The sequence below is a fragment of the Trinickia symbiotica genome, from assembly GCF_002934455.1.
Classification (GTDB): domain Bacteria; phylum Pseudomonadota; class Gammaproteobacteria; order Burkholderiales; family Burkholderiaceae; genus Trinickia; species Trinickia symbiotica.
The window spans coordinates 414,855-434,104 of the sequence record NZ_PTIR01000002.1 but is presented as its reverse complement, the minus strand read 5'-3'; the positions used below and the strand labels follow the sequence as shown (position 1 = coordinate 434,104).

Here is a 19,250-nt window from a genome sequence, read left to right as displayed (position 1 = left end):
TTTGGACGCGCCTCAATTCGACGAGCTGCGGCGCGCAGCATCAGCGAACATTTCCTGCAGCGTGCGCCGCTCTTCGTCCGTCAGTTGCGAGGCGGCCCGCGGCATCGTGAGGACGACGCGCAGCTTCAGTTCGCCACGATTGCCGCTGTTGTCCGAAAGCCCCTGAGTCGGCAGCCGGATCACGCTTCCATGCTGTGCGTTCGGCGCAACCATGATCGACAAGTCGCGCCCGAGCACGTTGGCGTCGAAAGGACCTCCCACTGTTGCCGTGACGAAGTCGATTTCGATGTCCACCGTCAGGTCGAGGCCCTCGCGCTGAACGCCGGCGCCGCAGAGAATCGCGATCGTGAAGATCGCGTCGCCGGGCGGGCCGCCGTGCAAGCCGGGGGCGCCGCCGCCCGTCACGACGAGCCGCTGGCCATCCCATGCGCCGGGGGGCACCGCGATCGCATCGGATTTCGGCAGCAACTCGATGCCTTTGTTCTGGCAGGCCGCGCACCATAGGCTCGTTCGAATACGGCCACGCCCGGAGCATGCCTCGCACACCGTGCCGTCGTGCAGCCGGGCTCGCCCGTCGCATGTCGGGCACGGTTTGGCCATATGCGGCGCGCTCGCGCCGTTGCATTGCCGGCATGTCGCCGTCACTTGATAACTGGCGGGCACGTCGCCGCCGTTCATGGCGACTTCCAGCGGCACGTAGAGCTGTGTGTGGCGATTCGCCCCGCGCACGGGAAGTGGACCGCCTGGCGAGGCGAAGCCGCGCCAGGGATCCGAAGCAGGACGGTCGCGATCGGTGCGCGCGCCGTCGCCGTGGGCGCGGCTTTTCGGCCGCGAGGCGTCTTCGCGAGCGTGGCCCTTCCGTGGTGTCGTCTCAGCAGCGCGGCTGCCCGCGCCATGCGATGCGGACTGCGGCCGCTGCGGTGCGTCGCGTTTGCCCGTCAGAATCTCGAACGCTTCCTGGACGCGCTTGAAAGCCGGTTCGACAGACGACTCGTCGCCCTTGTTGAGGTCCGGATGGTACTTCGCCCTGAGACGGCGGTAGGCTCGCTTGACCTCGGCAGGCGATGCTGCGCTCGGCAAGCCTAATCGTTCGTAGTACTCATCAAGGCTCAATCGTTGATTCCCATCTTCGTTGCAAAAGCCGCGCGCGTCGTTGGCGCGAGAATACGAGCTCGTTGTTCCTGGGGGCCGAGTTTTTGGGCCGCCCGTGTCACAGGGCGGCCGCGTTGGCGCGGGCCGGCGCCGTTGCCAGCCCGCGCCTCAAACGTCTATCGGCGTTTTTGCAGCGAAGCTTGAATTTTTTTCGAGGTTGGGGCACCCACAGCCGTCGAAGTCATCGAGGCGCAGCCTGGCGACCGGCCAATCAATCGTCGTCGCGATCGTGATGATGATGGTGATGCCATCCGCGATGCCAGCCTCTGTCGTGCCATTCGCGGTCGTCCCAGTATCCGCCTTGATACGGATATCCGTAGACAGGCGCCGGCGCGTAGACAACAGGCGGTGCCTGATACACGACAGGGGGCGGCTCCTCGACGACCGGCCCCGGGACACCGAGGTAGACGCCGATATCAGCATGCGCTTGCGCGCCGACAGAGGCCAATGCGGTGGCTGCCGCGGCGGCAGCCAGGATCACAGCGCGTTTCATGTTTCACCCCACAGCGAGTTTCTTAGGATTTCGTTTTGCCCATCGAGCTTGCGCCGATACTAGCCGCGGCCCGGCGGCCGAGGTGAAACGGCCTCGTCGCTTTTGTAATGGGGTGTAACACCAGAAAGTTATCTGACAAACCGCTTTCAATTCACTCCTTTCGACGTGAGTCGATGCACTTTCGCTATCGCCTCATGCTTCATCCGGATTGTCCCGCTATCGTGCAGCGACCTATAGTGCCCGCTATGGGCAGACAAACGGAGACAAAGGAGACATGAATCAAATCGACTTGAATGGTCGCGTGATGGTTGTGACGGGAGGGGCGCGCGGGATCGGCTATGCGATTGCCGAGCGCGCGTTGCGATCGGGCGCCGCAGTCGCTCTTTGGGATATCGATGACCAACGGCTCGAGCAAAGCCGGGCGAAGCTCGCCGAGCTGGGCACCGTGTCGACGAATGTCGTCGAGCTCACCGACGAGCAATCTGTCTCGGCCGCCACGCAGCGAACCATCGATGTGCACGGTGCCATCCATATCCTGATCAACTGCGCCGGCATCACGGGCGGCAATGGCGCGACGTGGGAGCTCTCTCCCGAGGTCTGGCGCCGCGTCATCGACGTCAATCTCATCGGGCCGTATCTGACGTGCCGGGCCATCGTGCCGCAAATGCTTCGGCAAGGCTACGGACGGATCGTCAATATCGCCTCCGTCGCGGCCAAAGAGGGCAACCCCAACGCATCGCACTACAGCGCGTCGAAGGCCGGGTTGATCGGGTTGACGAAGTCGCTCGGCAAGGAGCTGGCGACCAAGAACATTCTCGTCAATGCGGTGACGCCCGCCGCGGCTCGAACCGAGATTTTCGATTCGATGTCGCAGCAGCACATCGACTACATGCTCTCCAAGATCCCGATGAATCGCTTCCTCCTGCCCGAGGAGGCGGCATCGCTGATCGTCTGGCTGTCATCAGAAGACTGCGCTTTCAGCACAGGCGCCGTATTCGATTTGTCGGGCGGCCGCGCCACATATTGAACCTGAGTGAACCTGAGGGGCCGCCGCCAGCCGGCCCGATCGGTACATGTCTGCCATCGGAAGGATCAGCGAGGATCCTTTTCGCGAGCGGCATCGAAGCCGGACTTGCGGCGGCGAACGAACAAGAAACATCGAAATAGGAAGCCGGCGAACGAAGCCGGCCGTTTCAGGAGACGATCGATATGCCCGACACGCTTGCTGTTTCCGCCGACGGTGCGGTCAACAAGACGATGCGCCGCCTGCTGCCGTTCCTTTTACTGATGTACGTCCTCGCGTTTCTCGATCGGGCGAACATAGGCTTCGCGCAAAAGGCACTGCAGCAAGACACCGGACTTTCGAACGCCGCATTCGCTTTCGGCGCCGGTGTCTTTTTCGTCGGCTACGCATTGTTCGAGGTGCCGAGCAACTTACTGTTGCATCGCGTCGGCGCACGCATCTGGATGTGCCGCATCATGGTGACCTGGGGGCTCGTTTCCGCCGCGATGGCGGCAGCGAATACGCCTACATCGTTTTATGTGATGCGTTTCGCGCTCGGCGTGGCCGAGGCGGGCTTCTTTCCCGGTGTCATCTATTACCTGACGCATTGGTTTCCGCAGTCCGCCCGCGCACGGGCCGTCGGCGTGTTCTATTTCGGTGCGCCGCTCGCATTCATCTTCGGCAGTCCGCTGTCGGGCCTCTTGCTCGATCTCGACGGGCTCCTCGGTGTGGCCGGCTGGCGCTGGCTCTTTCTCGTCGAGGGTGGGCTCGCATCGATCGTCGGCGTCTGGGCCTTCTGGTTTCTCGACGACAAGCCAGTTCACGCGCGTTGGCTGAGCGCCGACGAGCGCAGCGCGCTCGCACGCGCGATCGAGCACGATGCGCGCGACGCGGCGGCGGCCGGTCCGCACAATGTCATGGCGGCACTCATGGATCGGCGCGTGCTCTCCTACGCGCTCATTTATGCGCTCATCCAGATCAGCGTCTACGGCGTCATCTTCTTTCTTCCGCAGCAGGTGGCTTCGTTGCTTGGCAAGAAGGTCGGCCTCGAAGTCGGTCTCGTCACCGCGGTGCCCTGGATTTGCGCGGTCGCCACGACCTGGATCGTGCCGCGGCGCGCCGATCGATCGCATAGCCACCGTGCCTGGGCGATGCGGCTGCTCGTGCTGGCCGGGTTCGGCATTGCGGCTTCAGGCCTGACGCATAGTCCTATGATTGCGCTGATCGCGCTTTGCTGCGCGGCGAGCGGTTTCATCGCGGCTCAGCCGCTTTTCTGGACGTTCCCCACGCGTCGTTTGGCAGGGGCGGCGGCGGCCGGCGGCATCGCGCTGATCAATTCGCTGGGCAGCCTTGGCGGTTTCGTCGCGCCATCATTGCGCGGCATGGCGGAGCGTGTTTTTGCATCGAGCGCGGCGGGACTGATCGCGCTCGGCGCCGCGAGCATCGCCGCTGCGCTGCTGATCGCGCTCGTCGTTCCCCGCCTGTCGTCACGGGATGCGCTTGCGGCCGGCTCGGTCCCGCGCGCCCGGTAATCGATCAAGACTCTACGAAACAACGGAGCTACCTACATGGCCATGCCAACCATCAAAGCGGTGCGCGCGTTCGTCGTTCGCGGCGGCGGCGCGGACTATCACGATCAATCGGACGGACATTGGATCGACGACCATATCGCGACGCCGATGGCACGCTACCCTGAGTATCGGCAAAGCCGCCGGTCGTTCGGCATCAATGTGCTGGGCACGCTCGTCGTCGAAATCGAGGCCAGCGACGGTACGGTCGGGTTCGCCGTCACGACGGGCGGGGAGATCGGTGCATTCATCGTCGAGAAACATCTTGCGCGCTTTCTCGAAGGCCAGCGCGTGACCGACATCGAGAAGATGTGGGACCAGATGTACTATGCGACGCTTTATTACGGTCGCAAGGGCATCGTGCTCAATACGATCTCCGGCGTCGATCTCGCGCTTTGGGATCTGCTCGGAAAGGTCCGGCAGGAGCCTGTCTATCAACTGCTCGGCGGCCCGGTGCGGGATGAGCTCACGTTCTATGCCACGGGCGCGCGCCCCGACCTGGCGAAACAAATGGGATTCATCGGCGGCAAGCTTCCGCTACAGCATGGCCCTGCCGAAGGCGAAGACGGTCTCAGAAAGAACATCGAGCAGCTTGCCGACATGCGCCAGCGCGTCGGCGACGATTTCTGGCTGATGTTCGATTGCTGGATGAGCCTCGATCTGCCCTACGCGACGCGGCTCGCCAAGGCGGCGCACGAGTATGGGCTCAAATGGGTCGAGGAATGCCTGCCGCCCGACGACTATTGGGGATACGCGGAACTGCGCCGCAACGTGCCGCGCGGCATGATGGTTTCGACGGGTGAGCACGAGGCGACGCGTTGGGGCTTTCGCATGCTGCTCGAAATGGGCTGCTGCGACTTGATTCAGCCGGACGTCGGCTGGTGCGGCGGCATCACCGAACTCATCAAGATCTCGGCGCTCGCGGATGCCCACAATGTCTTGGTCGTGCCGCACGGTTCGTCGGTCTATAGCTATCACTTCGTCGTGACGCGGCATAACTCGCCGTTCGCGGAGTTCCTGATGATGGCGCCGAAAGCCGATCAGGTCGTGCCGATGTTCACGCCGCTCTTGCTCGACGAGCCCGTTCCCGTCAACGGACGCATGAAGGTGCCGGATACGCCGGGCTTCGGCGTGCGGCTCAATCCCGAATGCGCGCTCGTGCGGCCTTACTCGCATTGACGCGTCGATCACGAAGCATGGCTGAAAGGAGAGACACGTGCTGCTCAAGGATAAAGTCGTGATCGTCACGGGCGGATCGCGCGGCATCGGCCGGGCGATTGCCATCGCATCCGCGCGCGAAGGCGCCGATGTCGCGATCAACTATTGGAGCGATAACGACGCCTCGTACGGACGCCGCTCGGCGATATCGGAAGTGCTCGCGGAAATCGAGAACCTTGGCCGCCGCGCAATCGCTGTCGAAGGCAACGTCGCGGCGCCGCAAACGGGCGTCGATCTCGTGCGGCAGACCGTCGAGGCGTTCGGCAAGGTCGACGTGCTGGCCAGCAACGCGGGCATTTGCCCGTTTCATGCCTTCCTCGACATGCCGCCCTCGGTGCTCGAGCGCACGGTCGGCGTCAATTTGAACGGCGCGTTCTACGTAACGCAAGCCGCGGCGCGCCAGATGAAAGAGCAGGGAACGGGTGGCGCGATCGTGGCGACGAGCTCGATCAGCGCACTCGTCGGCGGCGGCATGCAGGCGCACTACACGCCGACGAAAGCCGGCGTCCACTCGCTGATGCAGTCGTGCGCGATCGCATTGGGACCCTACGGCATTCGCTGCAATTCGGTCATGCCGGGCACGATTGCCACCGATCTCAATGCGGACGATCTCGCGGACGAAAGCAAGCGTGCCTACTTCGAAAAGCGGATTCCACTCGGCAGGCTCGGCGCCCCCGAGGACGTCGCCGAGTGCGTCGTCTTTCTGGCGTCGGATCGTGCCCGCTATGTGACGGGTGCCGCGCTGCTCGTCGATGGCGGGCTTTTCGTCAATCTTCAATAGATTGGCAGCGAGGACGAGACATGACGGCCGGATGTCGCATGATCGGTGGTGAGCGGTTGCGAGAAGCGGCGCAACAGCCCGACAAAATGCTCGGCCGGCTCCGCGAGCGGCTCTTCCTTGCGTGTGAGAATGCCGAATCCCGGCAAGCTCTTGCCGATTTCCAGCGGCAAAGGCACGAGCAGCTTGCCGCGCACGTGATCGCGCACGACGGATTCGGGCAGCATCGCAATGGCGTCGTATTTCTCGAGCAATTGCAGCGTGGCAAAGATCGATGCGCACTCGGTCAGATTGACGGGCGTCGCAAGCCCCGCACGCGCAAGTTCCTCTTCGAACAGGACGCGGGCGGGACTCGTGACAGGCTGCGCGACCCAAGGCCAGTCCATGAGCTCGCGCAAGGTGATGCTCGCCGTGCCGGCGAGCGGATGCCGCGTCCGCACGATGAGCATCAGCGTTTCGCGCGCAAGCGGCTCGAAGTCGAAATCGTTGTGTTGCAGCGGTGTGGTCAAGCGGCCGAGCGCGAGGTCGACTTCGCGGCGATGCAGCAGTTGCACGACCTGATCGCTCGTTTCGCCGAGCACGCGGACGTTGAGCAGCGGGCGCTCGGTCTTGAGCGTCGCGACGGCCGTGGCGAGCAGGTCGGGCGCGGCACCCATGATGGCGCCGACGGTGAGCTGGCCGTGCCCGCCCTTGCGCTTTACGTCGAGGTCTTCCGCGAAGCGCGTGAGCTCGGCCAGCGCGCGGCGCGCGTAAGCCAGCGTGACGACGCCGAGGGCCGTCGGCTGCATGCCGCGCGCGTTGCGCTCGAAAAGACGGAAGCCGAAGGCTTCTTCGATATCGCTGAGCATGCGGCTCGCGCTCGGCTGCGCGACGTTGATCGTTTCGGCGGCTTGATGAACGTTGCGTGCGTCGTCGAGCGCGACGAGGAGTGCTAGATGTTTGAACTTGAGCCGGTTGACGAGTGCAACAGTGGCGGCCTGACGGTTCATGGTTCTCGTGGGCTCCTGCGATTCGGTTTGTCGATCGCCCGATCCCAACTACGGATTGGTTTGCTATCGATGCACGGATTATAGTCGCAGCAAAGTCCCGCCCAGAAGCGGGAAAACGATAAAGACGGAGACATAGGAGCAACGCGTCATGCAAGTCGTCGATCCGCATGTCCACTTCTGGGATCTCGATAGCCACCGTTACCCGTGGCTCGACGATCCTGGCACGTCGTTCGTGGGGGACGCACGCCGTCTCAAGCATAACTATCTGCCTTCAGACTTCCTCGCCGATTCGGGCGACATCGACGTGTTGAAGGTGGTGCACGTCGAAGCGAATCACGATCCGGCCGATCCAGTGGAAGAGACGCGTTGGCTGCAGTCGCTGGCGGATGCCGGTCAGCAGCGAGGCAACGCAAAGCACCGTCTTCCCGAGGCCATCGTGGCGGCGGCCGACCTATCGGCTCCCGACGCGGCGGATACGCTCGCGGCGCATGCCGTTTTCGCCAACATGCGAGGGATCCGGCAGATTCTGAACGTCCATCCGAATCCGCTCTACAACTACGTCCAGCGTCACTATCTGCGCGATGAAACTTGGCGCGCGAACTTCGCGCTGCTCGAGCGATTCGCGCTGTCGTTCGACATGCAGCTCTATCCGTCGCAGATGGAAGAGGCGGCGGCGGTCGCCCGCGCGCATCCGGGCATTCAAATCATCGTCAATCACGCGGGCATGTTCGTCGATCGACATAGCGTCGCCGGTTATCGCGAGTGGCGCGACGGGCTCCGTGCGCTCGCCGCCTTGCCGAACGTCACGGTCAAGATCAGCGGGCTTGCCATGTTCGATCACAGGTGGACGATCGAGAGCTTCAGGCCATACGTATTGCAGACGATCGATACGTTCGGCGTCGAGCGCGCGATGTTCGCGTCGAACTTTCCGGTCGACAGGCTCTTCGCGTCCTATTCCGATCTTTGGCATGCGTATGCGGAGATCGTGAGCGGAGCCAGCGACGACGAGAAGGCGGCGCTTTTTCGCACGAACGCGGAACGTATTTACAGAATCTGATCGGCGGGCGCGGCGGTTCGCGCCGTTCGCCGACGATGAAGGAGACGAGCTTGGAGACGAATACGGAGAGCGCACGTGTGCCGCGCCTCGAGTTGCGCCACGCGCGCAAATCGTTCGGCCGTGTGCTTGCGCTCGCGGAGGGCAACCTGACGCTTTGGCCGGGCGAGGTCCATGCGCTGCTGGGCGAGAACGGTGCCGGCAAATCGACGCTCGTCAAAATCCTGGCGGGTGTTCACCAGCCCGATAGTGGAACGCTGCGCATCGACGGCATCGAGCGGCAATTGTCCTCGCCGGCCCAGGCGCGCGATGCGGGAATCGCGGTGATCTATCAAGAGCCGACGCTGTTCTTCGATCTCTCTATCGCCGAAAACATCTATATGGGTCGTCAGCCTGTCGATCGCCTTGGGCGCATCGAATACGGCACGATGTGCCGCGAAGTCGATGCGTTGCTCGTTTCGCTCGGCGTCGAGCTGCGAGCCGAGCAGCCGGTGCGGGGCCTCTCGATCGCCGATCAGCAGGTGATCGAAATCGCAAAGGCGCTTTCGCTCAACGCGAACGTGCTGATCATGGACGAGCCGACAGCGGCGCTCTCGCTGCCCGAGGTCGAACGGCTCTTCGCGATCGTGCGCAAGCTGCGCGAGCGCGGCGTCGCGATTCTCTTCATCACGCATCGCCTGGAGGAGGTGTTTGCGCTCGCGCAGCACGTCACGATCATGCGGGACGGTGCAAAGGTTTCCGACGCACCCGTGAGCGAGCTAAACACGGCAACGATCGTCGCGAAGATGGTCGGCCGCGATTTGGAGACGTTCTATCCTAAAGCGGACGTGCAGCCCGGCGAAGTATTGCTCTCCGTGCGCGGGCTCACGCGTACCGGCGTTTTTCATGACATTTCGTTCGATGTTCGCGCGGGCGAGATCGCTGCGCTCGCGGGGCTCGTCGGCGCGGGACGCAGCGAGGTGGCGCGCGCGATCTTCGGCATCGATCCCAGCGACAGCGGACACGTGCATGTCGCGGGCAAGCGGCTCGCGATGGGGCAACCGGCGGCATCGATCCGGGCCGGCCTTGCGCTCGTCCCCGAAGATCGCCGGCAACAGGGCCTGGCGCTCGAGCTCAGCATCGCACGCAATGCGTCGATGACGGTCCTCGGCCGGCTGACTCGCTTCGGACTCCTATCGACCGCGCGCGAAGTCGCCCTCGCGAGTCGATGGGGCAAGCAATTGCAACTGAAGGCGAGCGATTTGCTCGCGCCCGTCGGCACATTGTCGGGCGGCAATCAGCAAAAAGTCGTGCTCGGCAAGTGGCTGGCCACGGGCCCGAAGGTATTGATCATCGATGAGCCGACGCGCGGCATCGACGTCGGCGCGAAGGCGGAAGTGTACGGCACGCTCGCGGGCCTCGTGCGCGAGGGCCTCGCCGTACTGATGATCTCGAGCGAATTGCCCGAAGTGATCGGCATGGCCGATCGCGTTCTCGTCATGCACGAGGGAAAAATCAGCGCCGAGCTTTCGCGCGCCGAGGCGACGGAGGAGCGAATCATGGCGGCGGCGGTCGGGCAATCGAACATTCATCTTGGGCACGCGGCATGATGCGCCATTCGACCACTCACGCCGAGACTTTGCGGCATCAGAAGGCCGACGCGGCCGGCCGTCGCGACGGCAGCCGGCGCTTCGTCGAGAAGCTTTTGCAGAGCAGGGAAAGCACACTCTTTGTCGTCTTGCTGTTGCTGATCGGCGCAACGGCCCTCGCCGAGCCGCAGTTTCTCAATCTGCAGAACTTGCGGGACGTGCTGCTCAACGTCTCGATCATCAGCCTGCTGACGGCCGGAATGACGATCGTCATCCTGATGCGCCATATCGATCTTTCGATCGGGTCGACGGTCGGCATCAGCGCTTATGCGGTCGGCAGTCTTTATGTGACGTTTCCTCACATGCCCGTCGTCGTGGCGTTGGCTTCGGGCATCGCGATCGGGCTCGTTGCCGGCGCGATCAACGGGTTGCTCGTCGCAGTCGGCCGCGTGCCATCGCTCGTCGCGACGTTGTCCACGCTCTATATATTCCGCGGGGCGGACTATGCGTGGGTGCACGGCGGCCAGATCAACGCGACAAGCCTGCCCGAAGCGTTTTCCCGCCTTGCGACAGGCTCGGTGTTCGGCGTGCCGTCGCTCGTCCTCATTGCCGCCGCGCTGCTCGTTGCGCTCTCGGTTTATCTGAAACAGTTTCGCCCCGGCCGCGAGCACTACGCGATTGGATCGAACCTCGAAGCGGCCCGGCTCGCGGGGATCAATGTCGAGCGGCGCGTGATGGCGGGCTTTCTGATTTCCGGCGCGATAGCCGGTCTTGCCGGCGCGCTCTGGCTTGCACGTTTCGGCACCGTCGAGGCCGGAACGGCCAAGGGCATCGAGCTCCAAGTCGTCGCGGCGGCCGTCGTCGGCAGCGTGGCGATCACGGGCGGCGTCGGCACGATTCTCGGCGCCACGCTGGGCGCGCTCGTGCTCGGCGTGATCAGCATTGCGCTCGTGGTGCTGCATGTCTCACCGTTCTGGGAACAGGCGATCGAAGGCGCGCTCATTGTCGCGGCGATCGCAACCGATACGTTGCTTGCCCGCTCGGTGGCCAAGCGCATGATGAGGAAACGCGAACATGGCTAAGCCCGATTCGGCGGCGCGCACGCGCACGTCCGGCATCCCGTTGCAGTGGGAGGCGCTGCTCGTCGTCATCCTGCTCGCATCGCTCATTCTTGGACGCGTGCTGTCGCCGGTTTTTATGAGTTCGGCCAATCTCGCCAACGCGCTTGCCGAGCTCACCGAAATCGCGCTGATGGCATTGCCGATGACGCTCATCATCGTCGCGGCCGAGATCGATCTTTCCGTGGCGTCCGTCCTCGGTGCCTCTAGCGCCTTGATGGGCGTGCTCTGGCATGCGGGACTGCCCATGCCTGTCGTCATGCTGCTCGTGCTCCTGGCCGGTGCGTTGGCCGGACTTCTCAATGGGCTTATCGTCGTGAAGCTCGGACTGCCGTCCCTTGCCGTGACGATCGGCACGCTCGCGCTTTTTCGCGGCGTTGCATACGTGCTGCTTGGCGATCAGGCTGTCGCCGATTTTCCGCCCGGATATACGCTCTTCGGCATGAATACGCTCGGCTCCACGTTCATTCCTTTGCCGTTCACGATCGTCATCGTGGCGGCCGTGGCCTTCACGGTGCTGCTTCAGGCAACGGCGTTCGGGCGGAGTCTCTATGCGATCGGAGCGAATGCATCGGCAGCCGCTTTTTCGGGAATCGAAGTCGGCAAGATCAAGCTGCGCCTCTTCGTGCTGTCGGGAGCGATGAGCGCGCTCGCCGGCATCCTTTACACGCTGCGCTTTACGAGCGCGCGCGGCGATAACGGCGAAGGCTTCGAGCTGTCCGTCATCGCGGCGGTGCTGTTCGGCGGCGTCAGCATCTTCGGCGGACGGGGTTCGATGTACGGCGTGATGCTGTCGCTGCTGATCGTCGGCGTGCTGAAGAATGGTTTGACGCTCGTCGACGTATCGAGCGAAACACTCACGATCGTCACCGGTGCATTGCTGCTCGCCTCGGTGCTGATTCCGAATCTGGCCGCCCGGTGGCGCGCGGGGCGGGACAAGCGGCTCGTTGCGGAGTGATGCGTGAAGCATCGCCGGCGACGGGCATTCGATGAAAGCGGGTCTTCATCATCGTGCAGTTCGATTGTGTGGCAATGACTCGGACGCGCGTCCGATTATTCGAAGAGGAGACGATTCATGTTGAAGCTGTCAGGCCGTGCCGCATCCGCGGTGCTTTGTGCGATGCTTTTTGCGATCGGCACAACGGCATCCGCGGCCAGCATCAAGGAAGGGCTCAAGATCGCTTTCGTTCCGAAGCAGATCAACAATCCCTATGAAGTCATCGCCGACAATGGAGGAATGGAGGCTATCAAGGAGTTCAAGGGCGACGGCAAGGTCGTTGGCCCTTCGGATGCGGGTGCGTCGTCGCAAGTTTCGTACATCAACACACTCACCACGCAACGACAGAATGCGATCGTCATTGCCGCCAACGATGCGAACGCTCTCGTTCCGTACCTGAAGAGAGCGATGGCGCAGGGCATCAAGGTGGTGACGTTCGATTCCGATACGGCGCCGGCGGGTCGACAACTGTTCGTCAATCAGGCTAATGCCGAGAGCATCGGCCGCGGGCAGATTCAGCTCGTTTCGAAACTGATGGGCGGCGAGGGTGAATTCGCGATTCTGTCCGCAACGCCGAATGCGACGAATCAGAACACCTGGATCAAGTGGATGCAGGAGGAGCTCAAGAAGCCCGAGTACTCGAAGATGAAGCTCGTGAAGATCGCCTACGGCAACGACGACGATCAGAAGTCCTTCGTCGAGACCCAGGGCTTGCTGCAAGCGTATCCGAATCTGAAGGCGATCGTCGCGCCGACCTCGGTGGGCATTGCCGCCGCCGCACGCTATATCGCTTCGTCGCCCTACAAAGGCAAGGTGGCGGTGACGGGGCTCGGTACGCCGAATCAAATGCGCGCGTTCGTGAAGGATGGCACCGTCAAGGCGTTCCAGCTCTGGGATCCGGGCCAGCTCGGCTACCTCGCCGCTTATGCCGCGGCAAATCTCGCTTCGGGCGCGATCACGGGCAAGGAAGGCGAATCGTTCGATGCGGGCAAGCTCGGCAAGCGGACCATCGGCAAGGACGGCGAAATCATCCTGGGGCCGCCGACGACGTTCGACGCGTCGAATATCGACAACTTCAATTTCTAAGTCTCTCGCAACGCCCGGCGCATTGCCATCCGATTGCGATGACGACACCGGGCGTTAGCCGGTCTTGATCGATACGGGACGGCCCTCCCTCGACCGCGCCAATGGTCGTCACTTGCCAGCGCCTGTTACCCGCGCGCAGCTCAGCACGAGGGTGTCGCCAGGCTTTGCTCCAGGAGCCAACGCGGCGGTATGAAGCTCGACATTTCCGCAGCGCCATTCGGCCAGGAAATCAGGGCGACACTGTTTCATAGGCTCGCTCGCGAACCGATCCCCCAATTCGTATGAACAAGTTTCGCTCCCGTCGCATCGGCGCGTGAGATCACGGCTTACGTTGCCGCGGGGCAGGCCACAATTCGAGCCATAGGTGCCGGACAAGACCTCGATGCTTTGCGCAGCCGGGGCATCGGAGCCGGCCGCCGTGGCGGCGATGCCCGACATGGCGAACAAGCCAAATAGTAGAGAGCTGACGGACGGCGGCAATCTGAACGCGGTCGCGGATATGGTGCCCATTCGACCTCCCTGCATCGAGATATGACTCCGGCACAAAGAGGATAGACATCCGTGCCGGGTGCCGCAACCAACCACGAAGCTGTGGCGGCTGGGTCGCTTAGGGCTGGGCCTACCGTTGTCAAGATTCGCGGATCGGTTATAATGTTTCCGATAGGTCGGAAATATTTTGCCCCGTCGGACCAGAACCTGGAGCACCACCATGCTGAGCGCTAAAAACGGAGTGTCGGCTGCCGAGATCGCCTTCATAGCCGGCTTGACGGACAAAGAGGTGAACCGGCTGGTCGACGAAAACGTTTTGCCGGCGGTTCTCTTCTTTCGTGGCGAGGGGCGTCGCTTTGCGCCGCTTACGGCGCCGATCGCCCTCTTCTACTTCAGGGCGAGCGAAGACTTGACGCGTGCTGCGCGAGTGAAAGTCATCCAAACGCTGATCGAGAGGCTATCGGTACGGCCGGATTTCGATGATTTTCTTGCGCTAAGCGAGTGGGTGCTACGAGCCGGCTTCGATTGGAGCGTCGCGAGCGAAACGTTTACCGTGTTCTTAGCTCGCTTCGTCGAGGAGGCATCGCGACGCGCGTCGCAAGTCTCTGATGCTTCGCTGCACATCGTGGAAGACCCGGACGTATTGAGCGGTGCTCCTTGCTTCGCAGGGACGCGCGTGCCCGTCGCCAACGTGCTTGCCGCGCGTGAAAGCGGCATACCGCTCGAAGAGCTGCGGGCCGCCTATCCGTTTTTGACCGAGCAGTTATTGGTCGACGCGGAGATATACATGAAGGCGCATCCTCGCCCTGGGCGCCCGCGGCGGCTCGACGAAACAAATGCTCAACTGCGGTTGATTAGTAAAAAGGTGGTTCGTCGAGCAAAGAGCGGCGAGTGAGGTACCGCTTTCTGATCGATGAATGTTTGTGGCCGGGCCTCGTCAAAGTGGCGCGGGCCGCAGGACATTGGGAATCCACATGCGGGTGTGATCGCGGTCTATCGGGGATGAAGGATCATCGGTTGGTCCGCTTTGCGATTGATGGCGACTACACGGCATAACGCAGTCGATTTCCGCGGGCCGGACGCAAGTCCGCCGGGAGGGCTTTACGCCCGGGAAGCGATTCATGCCGGGCTAATCTGTCTGGCTTCGGCATTTACGATGAGCCCTGACCGCCAGACCGAGCTATTTGGCTACGCTCTACAAGAAGTGGCGACGCTGGACGACCTCGTCAACCAGGCTCTCGAAGTGGTCGAGGACGAATGCGGTGAGGTCACGATCTTGCGCTACGGCATTCCAGACGCCGTAGAGGTGGACGACTTCCCTAAGAGCAGCGATTGCTCGATCCAGTTGTTGATTATCGGACAACGCTCGCCACCGCCGCGATCGCCCGAGCGACGTCATCGTCATTCGTTTGCCAGTTGCAAACCGAAATCCGCATATACCGCTTCCCGCGCCACGTCGTATTGCTGAAAAGCGCTTCGCCCGTTTGGAGCACGGACTGCGTGACGGCATCGGTCCGCGCGTCGTGATCCTGCTCGGTCGCGCCCGGACGCGGATCGAGGAAGCGAACGAGCCCTTGATTGATCTGCGGTTCTCGGACGACCACCACGCCCGGCAGCGCCGAGATTCCGTACGCCAACGCTCGCGCCGCGTCGCAGTTCCGCTCGATGAGCGAGGCGACGCCGTTGCGGCCGAGTTCCCGCAGCGCCGCGTAGGCGGCGAAACCGCGGCCTCGGCGGGACCAGACGGGCGTCCAGTCCTTTTGCTCCCGCACCTGCTCGTTGTACGAGACATAGCTCGCATGATGCGACATTGCATTGCGATGAGCGTCGGGATGCGCGACGAACGCGAAGCCGCTATCGTAAGGAACATTGAGCCATTTGTGCCCGTCGGTGGCCCATGAGTCCGCCTGCTCGACGCCTTCGAGCAGATGGCGGTACCGCGCGCTGGCATTGACCCAGAGCCCGAACGCTCCATCGATATGAACCCAGGCGCCATATCGATGCGCGAGCGGAATCAGTTGGAGATACGCATCGAATGCACCGATGTTGAGATCGCCCGCCTGCAGCAGCACGACCGTCGGCGTATCGGGCGATTCTCGCAGCGCGGCTTCGAGCGTGACCGCTTCGAGTTGACCCGCCTCATTCGACGGCAACGGCTGGATGGCGCTCGTCCCCATTCCGAGAAGGCGCAGCGCCTGCGTCACGCTGCCGTGAAACTGGTCGCTGCTGAGCACGCGAATTTTTGGCGCGCCGAAGAGACCATCGCTCTCGACTTGCCAGCCGCGCCGCTCCAGCAGCGCATGCCGTGCGGCGGCGAGGGCGGTCAGGTGCGCCATCTGGCAACCGCTCGTCAACGCAAAGCTCGCATCGTGCGGGAGCCGCAGCAGATCCTTCAGCCACGCACCGCACACCTCCTCGACGACCGCTTCCGCAGGCGCGCAAGCGTATGACGCCGCGTTTTGATCCCAGGCGCTCGTGAGCCAATCGGCGCCGAGCGCCGCCGGCAGCGCTCCGCCTATCACCCAGCCGAAGAAACGACCGCCCGCGCTGCCGACGATGCCGCCCGCCGTGTCGGCAACCAGCTCGTCGATGACCCGATCCGCGGCCACGCCCTCTTCGCCGAGCGGCTTCCCGAGGCGAGCACGCAACGATTCGAGCGTGGCGTTCGCTGCGACGGAATGGCGTGAGAGGTTGTCGAGATGAGCCAGCGCGTGATCGAGGGCGTGTTCGAGGGCAGGGCGGAACGGCGACGATTGGCTCATGCGATTTTCGGCGAGTGTTTGATTGGGACTACTGAGCGATTGTCTTACGATCCATCGATCTCTGCGTGCGCGGTTGCCCCGGGAGGCTGGCGTCCACTCAGGAAACGGGGCACCTTATGGCCGCGCCACTCAGACCTTGCAAGAGGAGCCTTCGCTCGCCGCCTGTTCCCGGGCGGCCTTGGCGCCTTCCACCTGCAGCAGTGTCGGCAACGATACGCCGTTCTTTGCCGCGGTGACTTCAGCCAAAATCGAAATGGCGATTTCGGGCGGCGTCCGGCTGCCGATGTAGATCCCCACAGGCCCGTGCAGCCGCGCAAGCTCCGCGTCGGTCAGATCGAACTCTTTCAGGCGTTCGCGTCGCGCGGCATTATTGCGGCGCGAGCCAAGGGCGCCGACGTAAAACGCGGGTGTCTTCAGCGCTTCCATCAGGGCAAGGTCGTCGAGTTTCGGATCGTGCGTCAGCGCGATGACGGCCGAGCGCTCGTCGAGCCGCATATCGAGGACGGTATCGTCGGGCATCGTCCGCACGACAGTCGTGCCGGGCACGTCCCACTCGTCGGTGTACTCTTCGCGCGGATCGCAAATGGTGACCTGATAGTCGAGCCCCACTGCGATGCTGGCGAGATAGCGCGATAACTGCCCCGCGCCGATCACGAGCATCCGATAGCGCGGCCCATGAATCGTCAAGAGCCGCTTACCGTCGAACTCGAGGCCGTCCGTCGCTTGCGCCGCCGCGAGCGTGGCGATACCCGTCTCCAAATCGAGCGTCCGAGCGACGAGCCGCCCCGCCTCGACGTCATGGCAGAGTTCTTCGATACGGCTTGCCTGCGTCAGCGGCTCGAGCACGAGCTCGATCGTGCCGCCGCAGGGCAGCCCGAAGCGATGGGCTTCCTCGGCGGAAATGCCGTACTTGACCGCCTCCGGCCGCGTTTGCTCGATGCCCGCGCGGCGCACACGGTCGATCAGATCGTCTTCGATGCATCCGCCCGAAACCGAGCCGACCACGAGGCCGTCGTCGCGCACGGCGAGCATCGCGCCCTGCGGGCGCGGCGACGAGCCCCACGTCTTCACCACCGTCACGAGCAATACGCGATGGCCGTCCTCGAGCCATCGCACGCTCGACCTCAGAACTTCGAGATCCACGCTTTCCATGATTTATGTCCCTTTCCTCCAGGCGCATGCTCGGCGGCTTCGGCCGCGCGTTCCGACGGATCGGCCGCTTGCGCACTGGTATTGTCGCCGGCGCCGTCGGGGCTTTCGGACTCGGCCGCCTGCGCGTCCGGCTCAGCCTCGCCCGTCAGATACGCCGAGAAACGTTTGAAGAATTCACCCGCAATCTTACGCGCAGCGCCATCGACGAGTCGCGAGCCGATTTGCGCGAGCTTTCCTCCGACTTGCGCTTTCGCCGTATACGAAAGCTTTGTCGACGTTTCACTCTCGGCTTCCAGCACGACCTGGGCCGTGCCCTTCGCGAAGCCGGCCACGCCGCCTTGCCCTTCGAAGACGACGGTATAACTGTGCGGCGCATTGATATCCGTCAGCGACATGCGTCCCTTGAAATTCGCCTTGACCGGCCCTACCGCCGCGCGCATCGCGACCGCGTAGCCGTTTTCGCCGTCCGCCTCGAAGCTTTCGCAGCCAGGAATCGTCGCGCGCAGGACGGCTGTGTCGTTCAACGCCTCCCACGCACGCTGTTGCGGAACGGGCAGGATGTGCTGCTCGGTCAGTTCCATGACATCGCTCCTTCCGATGATGACGACGCGACCGCTCGGAAGCGCGGGACGCGCGCGAGCGTAGCGAAGTCGTGCCCGAATGCGATCAGGCTGTCCAGGTTGTGAACGGGACGGTGTGCGTCGACATGAGGGAGGATAGCCTGAATGCCGCGCGCACGCGGTGTGAACTGCGCATATCGCAACAGGGGGTTCAGCCAGACGATGCGATGCGCGAAGCGCGCGAGCCGCGCCATTTCTGTCTCGAGCAGATCGATGGCCTCGTGATCGAGTCCGTCCGTGACGAGGAGGACTGTCGCGCGGCCCGAGAGAACCCGCCTGGCCCAACGTCGATTGAACTCGGCGAGCGCGGCGCCGATGCGCGTGCCGCCGGACCAGTCGGCTACGTGTTCGGCGAGCGCCGCGATTGCAATGTCCGGATCGCGCTCGCGCAGCGCACGCGTCGCATTCGTGAGGCGGGTGCCGAACAGAAAGACCTGGAGGCGCTCGCGAGAGTGCAGCAGCGCATGGCAAAAATAAAGTACCGCGCGCGAGTAGCTGCTCATCGATCCGGAGATGTCGAGCAGCAGGACGAGCGGCGGCTTGCGCTCGCGCGCAGCGCGGTATTTCCAGACGACCCAGTCGCCGCCTTCACGCACGGCCTGGCGAGCGCTCGCGCGCAAATCGGCGTGCGTGCCATGCGAGGCAGCGTGCAAACGGCGTGTGGGTTCGGTCGCGAGCGAAACGCGCCGGCTGCGGATCAGATGGCGCAGCATGCGCCACTCGTCGGCGCTCAGCGTATCGAAGTCGCGCCGACGCAGCCGTTCCTCGGCGCTGAACGACACATGCGCGTGCAACTCGTGTTGCGTTGCCTCGCCGACATGATCGGGCGAAGCGTCTCGAGCGCGACTGGCGAGCGCATCCGCGAGCCGGTTGTTGCGCGGGGCAGGCGGTACGCCCGATTTTGCCTTCGGCAGCATCAGCGCGCGAAGGCGGCCTTCCCAATCGGGATCGCGCCAGAACACGTCGAACGCCGCATCGAAAAGCGCGCGTTCGTCCGGGGCCGAGACGAGCACCGCGGCGAGCGCGGCCTGCACGTCGTCGCGACGCCCTACGTCGATGAGACGCAACGCTTCCAGCGCATCGACCGCATGCGCGGGCGACATCGGCAGTCCTGCCGCGCGCAAGAGCCGCACGAAATGGACGACGTTGCGCGCGAACATCGGTGCGTCGCCGGTTCCTGCGTTCTGCTCGATGCCTGGCATC

18 protein-coding genes are annotated in these 19,250 nt (G+C 63.5%); 10 read left to right on the top strand and 8 right to left on the bottom strand.

What is annotated here, in order from left to right; translation table 11 throughout:
- Window positions 1-12 precede the first annotated feature (12 nt).
- Together B0G57_RS05735 and B0G57_RS05730 are read right to left on the bottom strand one after the other, a co-directional pair.
- On the bottom strand, window positions 13-1,113 hold the full coding sequence (locus B0G57_RS05735) for a DnaJ C-terminal domain-containing protein (RefSeq protein WP_083925498.1): 1,101 nt from the start codon (window positions 1,111-1,113) through the stop codon (window positions 13-15).
- 250 nt (window positions 1,114-1,363) lie between these two features.
- Window positions 1,364-1,645 carry a hypothetical protein gene (locus B0G57_RS05730; protein WP_018439235.1) on the bottom strand — a complete coding sequence of 94 codons (282 nt, stop codon included), beginning with the start codon at window positions 1,643-1,645 and terminating at the stop codon, window positions 1,364-1,366.
- A 274-nt stretch (window positions 1,646-1,919) separates the two neighbouring features.
- Here B0G57_RS05730 and B0G57_RS05725 point away from each other — a divergent pair, with 274 nt between their 5' ends.
- The 4 genes from B0G57_RS05725 (at window position 1,920) to B0G57_RS05710 (ending at window position 6,215) form a co-directional block, all read left to right on the top strand.
- A complete protein-coding gene (locus B0G57_RS05725) occupies window positions 1,920-2,672 on the top strand; it encodes an SDR family NAD(P)-dependent oxidoreductase (RefSeq protein ID WP_020566022.1) in 753 nt (250 codons plus the stop codon).
- A 182-nt stretch (window positions 2,673-2,854) separates the two neighbouring features.
- The gene (locus B0G57_RS05720; protein WP_018439237.1) at window positions 2,855-4,180 is read left to right on the top strand and encodes an MFS transporter; all 1,326 of its coding nucleotides are present in this window, start codon (window positions 2,855-2,857) and stop codon (window positions 4,178-4,180) included.
- Between the two features lie 36 nt (window positions 4,181-4,216).
- Entirely contained in the window at window positions 4,217-5,395 is a 1,179-nt protein-coding gene (rhmD, locus tag B0G57_RS05715) for an L-rhamnonate dehydratase (RefSeq protein WP_018439238.1), read from the top strand.
- Window positions 5,396-5,432: 37 nt separating this feature from the next.
- Window positions 5,433-6,215: an SDR family NAD(P)-dependent oxidoreductase gene (locus tag B0G57_RS05710; RefSeq protein WP_018439239.1), complete on the top strand. Its 783-nt coding sequence runs from the start codon at window positions 5,433-5,435 to the stop codon at window positions 6,213-6,215.
- Here the strand turns inward: B0G57_RS05710 and B0G57_RS05705 are convergent.
- Window positions 6,209-7,201: a LysR family transcriptional regulator gene (locus B0G57_RS05705; protein WP_018439240.1), complete on the bottom strand. Its 993-nt coding sequence runs from the start codon at window positions 7,199-7,201 to the stop codon at window positions 6,209-6,211. The genes B0G57_RS05710 and B0G57_RS05705 overlap by 7 nt on opposite strands.
- 148 nt (window positions 7,202-7,349) lie before the next feature.
- Here B0G57_RS05705 and B0G57_RS05700 point away from each other — a divergent pair, with 148 nt between their 5' ends.
- The 5 genes from B0G57_RS05700 (at window position 7,350) to rhaS (ending at window position 13,024) form a co-directional block, all read left to right on the top strand.
- Window positions 7,350-8,258, top strand: a complete 909-nt coding sequence (locus B0G57_RS05700; RefSeq protein ID WP_018439241.1) for an amidohydrolase family protein — start codon at window positions 7,350-7,352, stop codon at window positions 8,256-8,258.
- A 35-nt stretch (window positions 8,259-8,293) separates the two neighbouring features.
- On the top strand, window positions 8,294-9,844 hold the full coding sequence (locus tag B0G57_RS05695; RefSeq protein WP_018439242.1) for a sugar ABC transporter ATP-binding protein: 1,551 nt from the start codon (window positions 8,294-8,296) through the stop codon (window positions 9,842-9,844).
- Window positions 9,841-10,905 (top strand): ABC transporter permease, encoded by a 1,065-nt coding sequence (locus B0G57_RS05690; protein WP_018439243.1) that lies wholly within the window; start codon window positions 9,841-9,843, stop codon window positions 10,903-10,905. Before B0G57_RS05695 ends, B0G57_RS05690 begins: the two co-directional genes overlap by 4 nt.
- A complete protein-coding gene (locus B0G57_RS05685) occupies window positions 10,898-11,899 on the top strand; it encodes an ABC transporter permease (RefSeq protein ID WP_018439244.1) in 1,002 nt (333 codons plus the stop codon). Before B0G57_RS05690 ends, B0G57_RS05685 begins: the two co-directional genes overlap by 8 nt.
- Before the next feature lie 117 nt (window positions 11,900-12,016).
- Window positions 12,017-13,024, top strand: coding sequence for a rhamnose ABC transporter substrate-binding protein (gene rhaS / locus B0G57_RS05680; protein ID WP_018439245.1), 1,008 nt, complete (start codon window positions 12,017-12,019; stop codon window positions 13,022-13,024).
- Window positions 13,025-13,132: 108 nt separating this feature from the next.
- On the opposite strand, the gene B0G57_RS05675 is transcribed toward rhaS, so the two are convergent.
- Window positions 13,133-13,534 (bottom strand): hypothetical protein, encoded by a 402-nt coding sequence (locus B0G57_RS05675; RefSeq protein WP_223258550.1) that lies wholly within the window; start codon window positions 13,532-13,534, stop codon window positions 13,133-13,135.
- Window positions 13,535-13,733: 199 nt separating this feature from the next.
- Here B0G57_RS05675 and B0G57_RS05670 point away from each other — a divergent pair, with 199 nt between their 5' ends.
- On the top strand, window positions 13,734-14,408 hold the full coding sequence (locus B0G57_RS05670) for a DUF433 domain-containing protein (RefSeq protein WP_018439247.1): 675 nt from the start codon (window positions 13,734-13,736) through the stop codon (window positions 14,406-14,408).
- A gap of 457 nt (window positions 14,409-14,865) precedes the next feature.
- Here the strand turns inward: B0G57_RS05670 and B0G57_RS05660 are convergent, their stop codons facing one another.
- From B0G57_RS05660 to B0G57_RS05645, 4 genes are all read right to left on the bottom strand, one after another.
- Window positions 14,866-16,275 carry a pyridoxal phosphate-dependent decarboxylase family protein gene (locus B0G57_RS05660; protein ID WP_018439249.1) on the bottom strand — a complete coding sequence of 470 codons (1,410 nt, stop codon included), beginning with the start codon at window positions 16,273-16,275 and terminating at the stop codon, window positions 14,866-14,868.
- A 129-nt stretch (window positions 16,276-16,404) separates the two neighbouring features.
- Window positions 16,405-17,427, bottom strand: coding sequence for an XdhC family protein (locus B0G57_RS05655; protein WP_018439250.1), 1,023 nt, complete (start codon window positions 17,425-17,427; stop codon window positions 16,405-16,407).
- On the bottom strand, window positions 17,400-18,008 hold the full coding sequence (locus B0G57_RS05650) for a CoxG family protein (protein WP_018439251.1): 609 nt from the start codon (window positions 18,006-18,008) through the stop codon (window positions 17,400-17,402). The genes B0G57_RS05655 and B0G57_RS05650 overlap by 28 nt, the downstream gene beginning before the upstream one ends.
- On the bottom strand, window positions 17,999-19,249 hold the full coding sequence (locus B0G57_RS05645) for a vWA domain-containing protein (protein ID WP_018439252.1): 1,251 nt from the start codon (window positions 19,247-19,249) through the stop codon (window positions 17,999-18,001). Before B0G57_RS05645 ends, B0G57_RS05650 begins: the two co-directional genes overlap by 10 nt.
- Window position 19,250 lies beyond the last annotated feature (1 nt).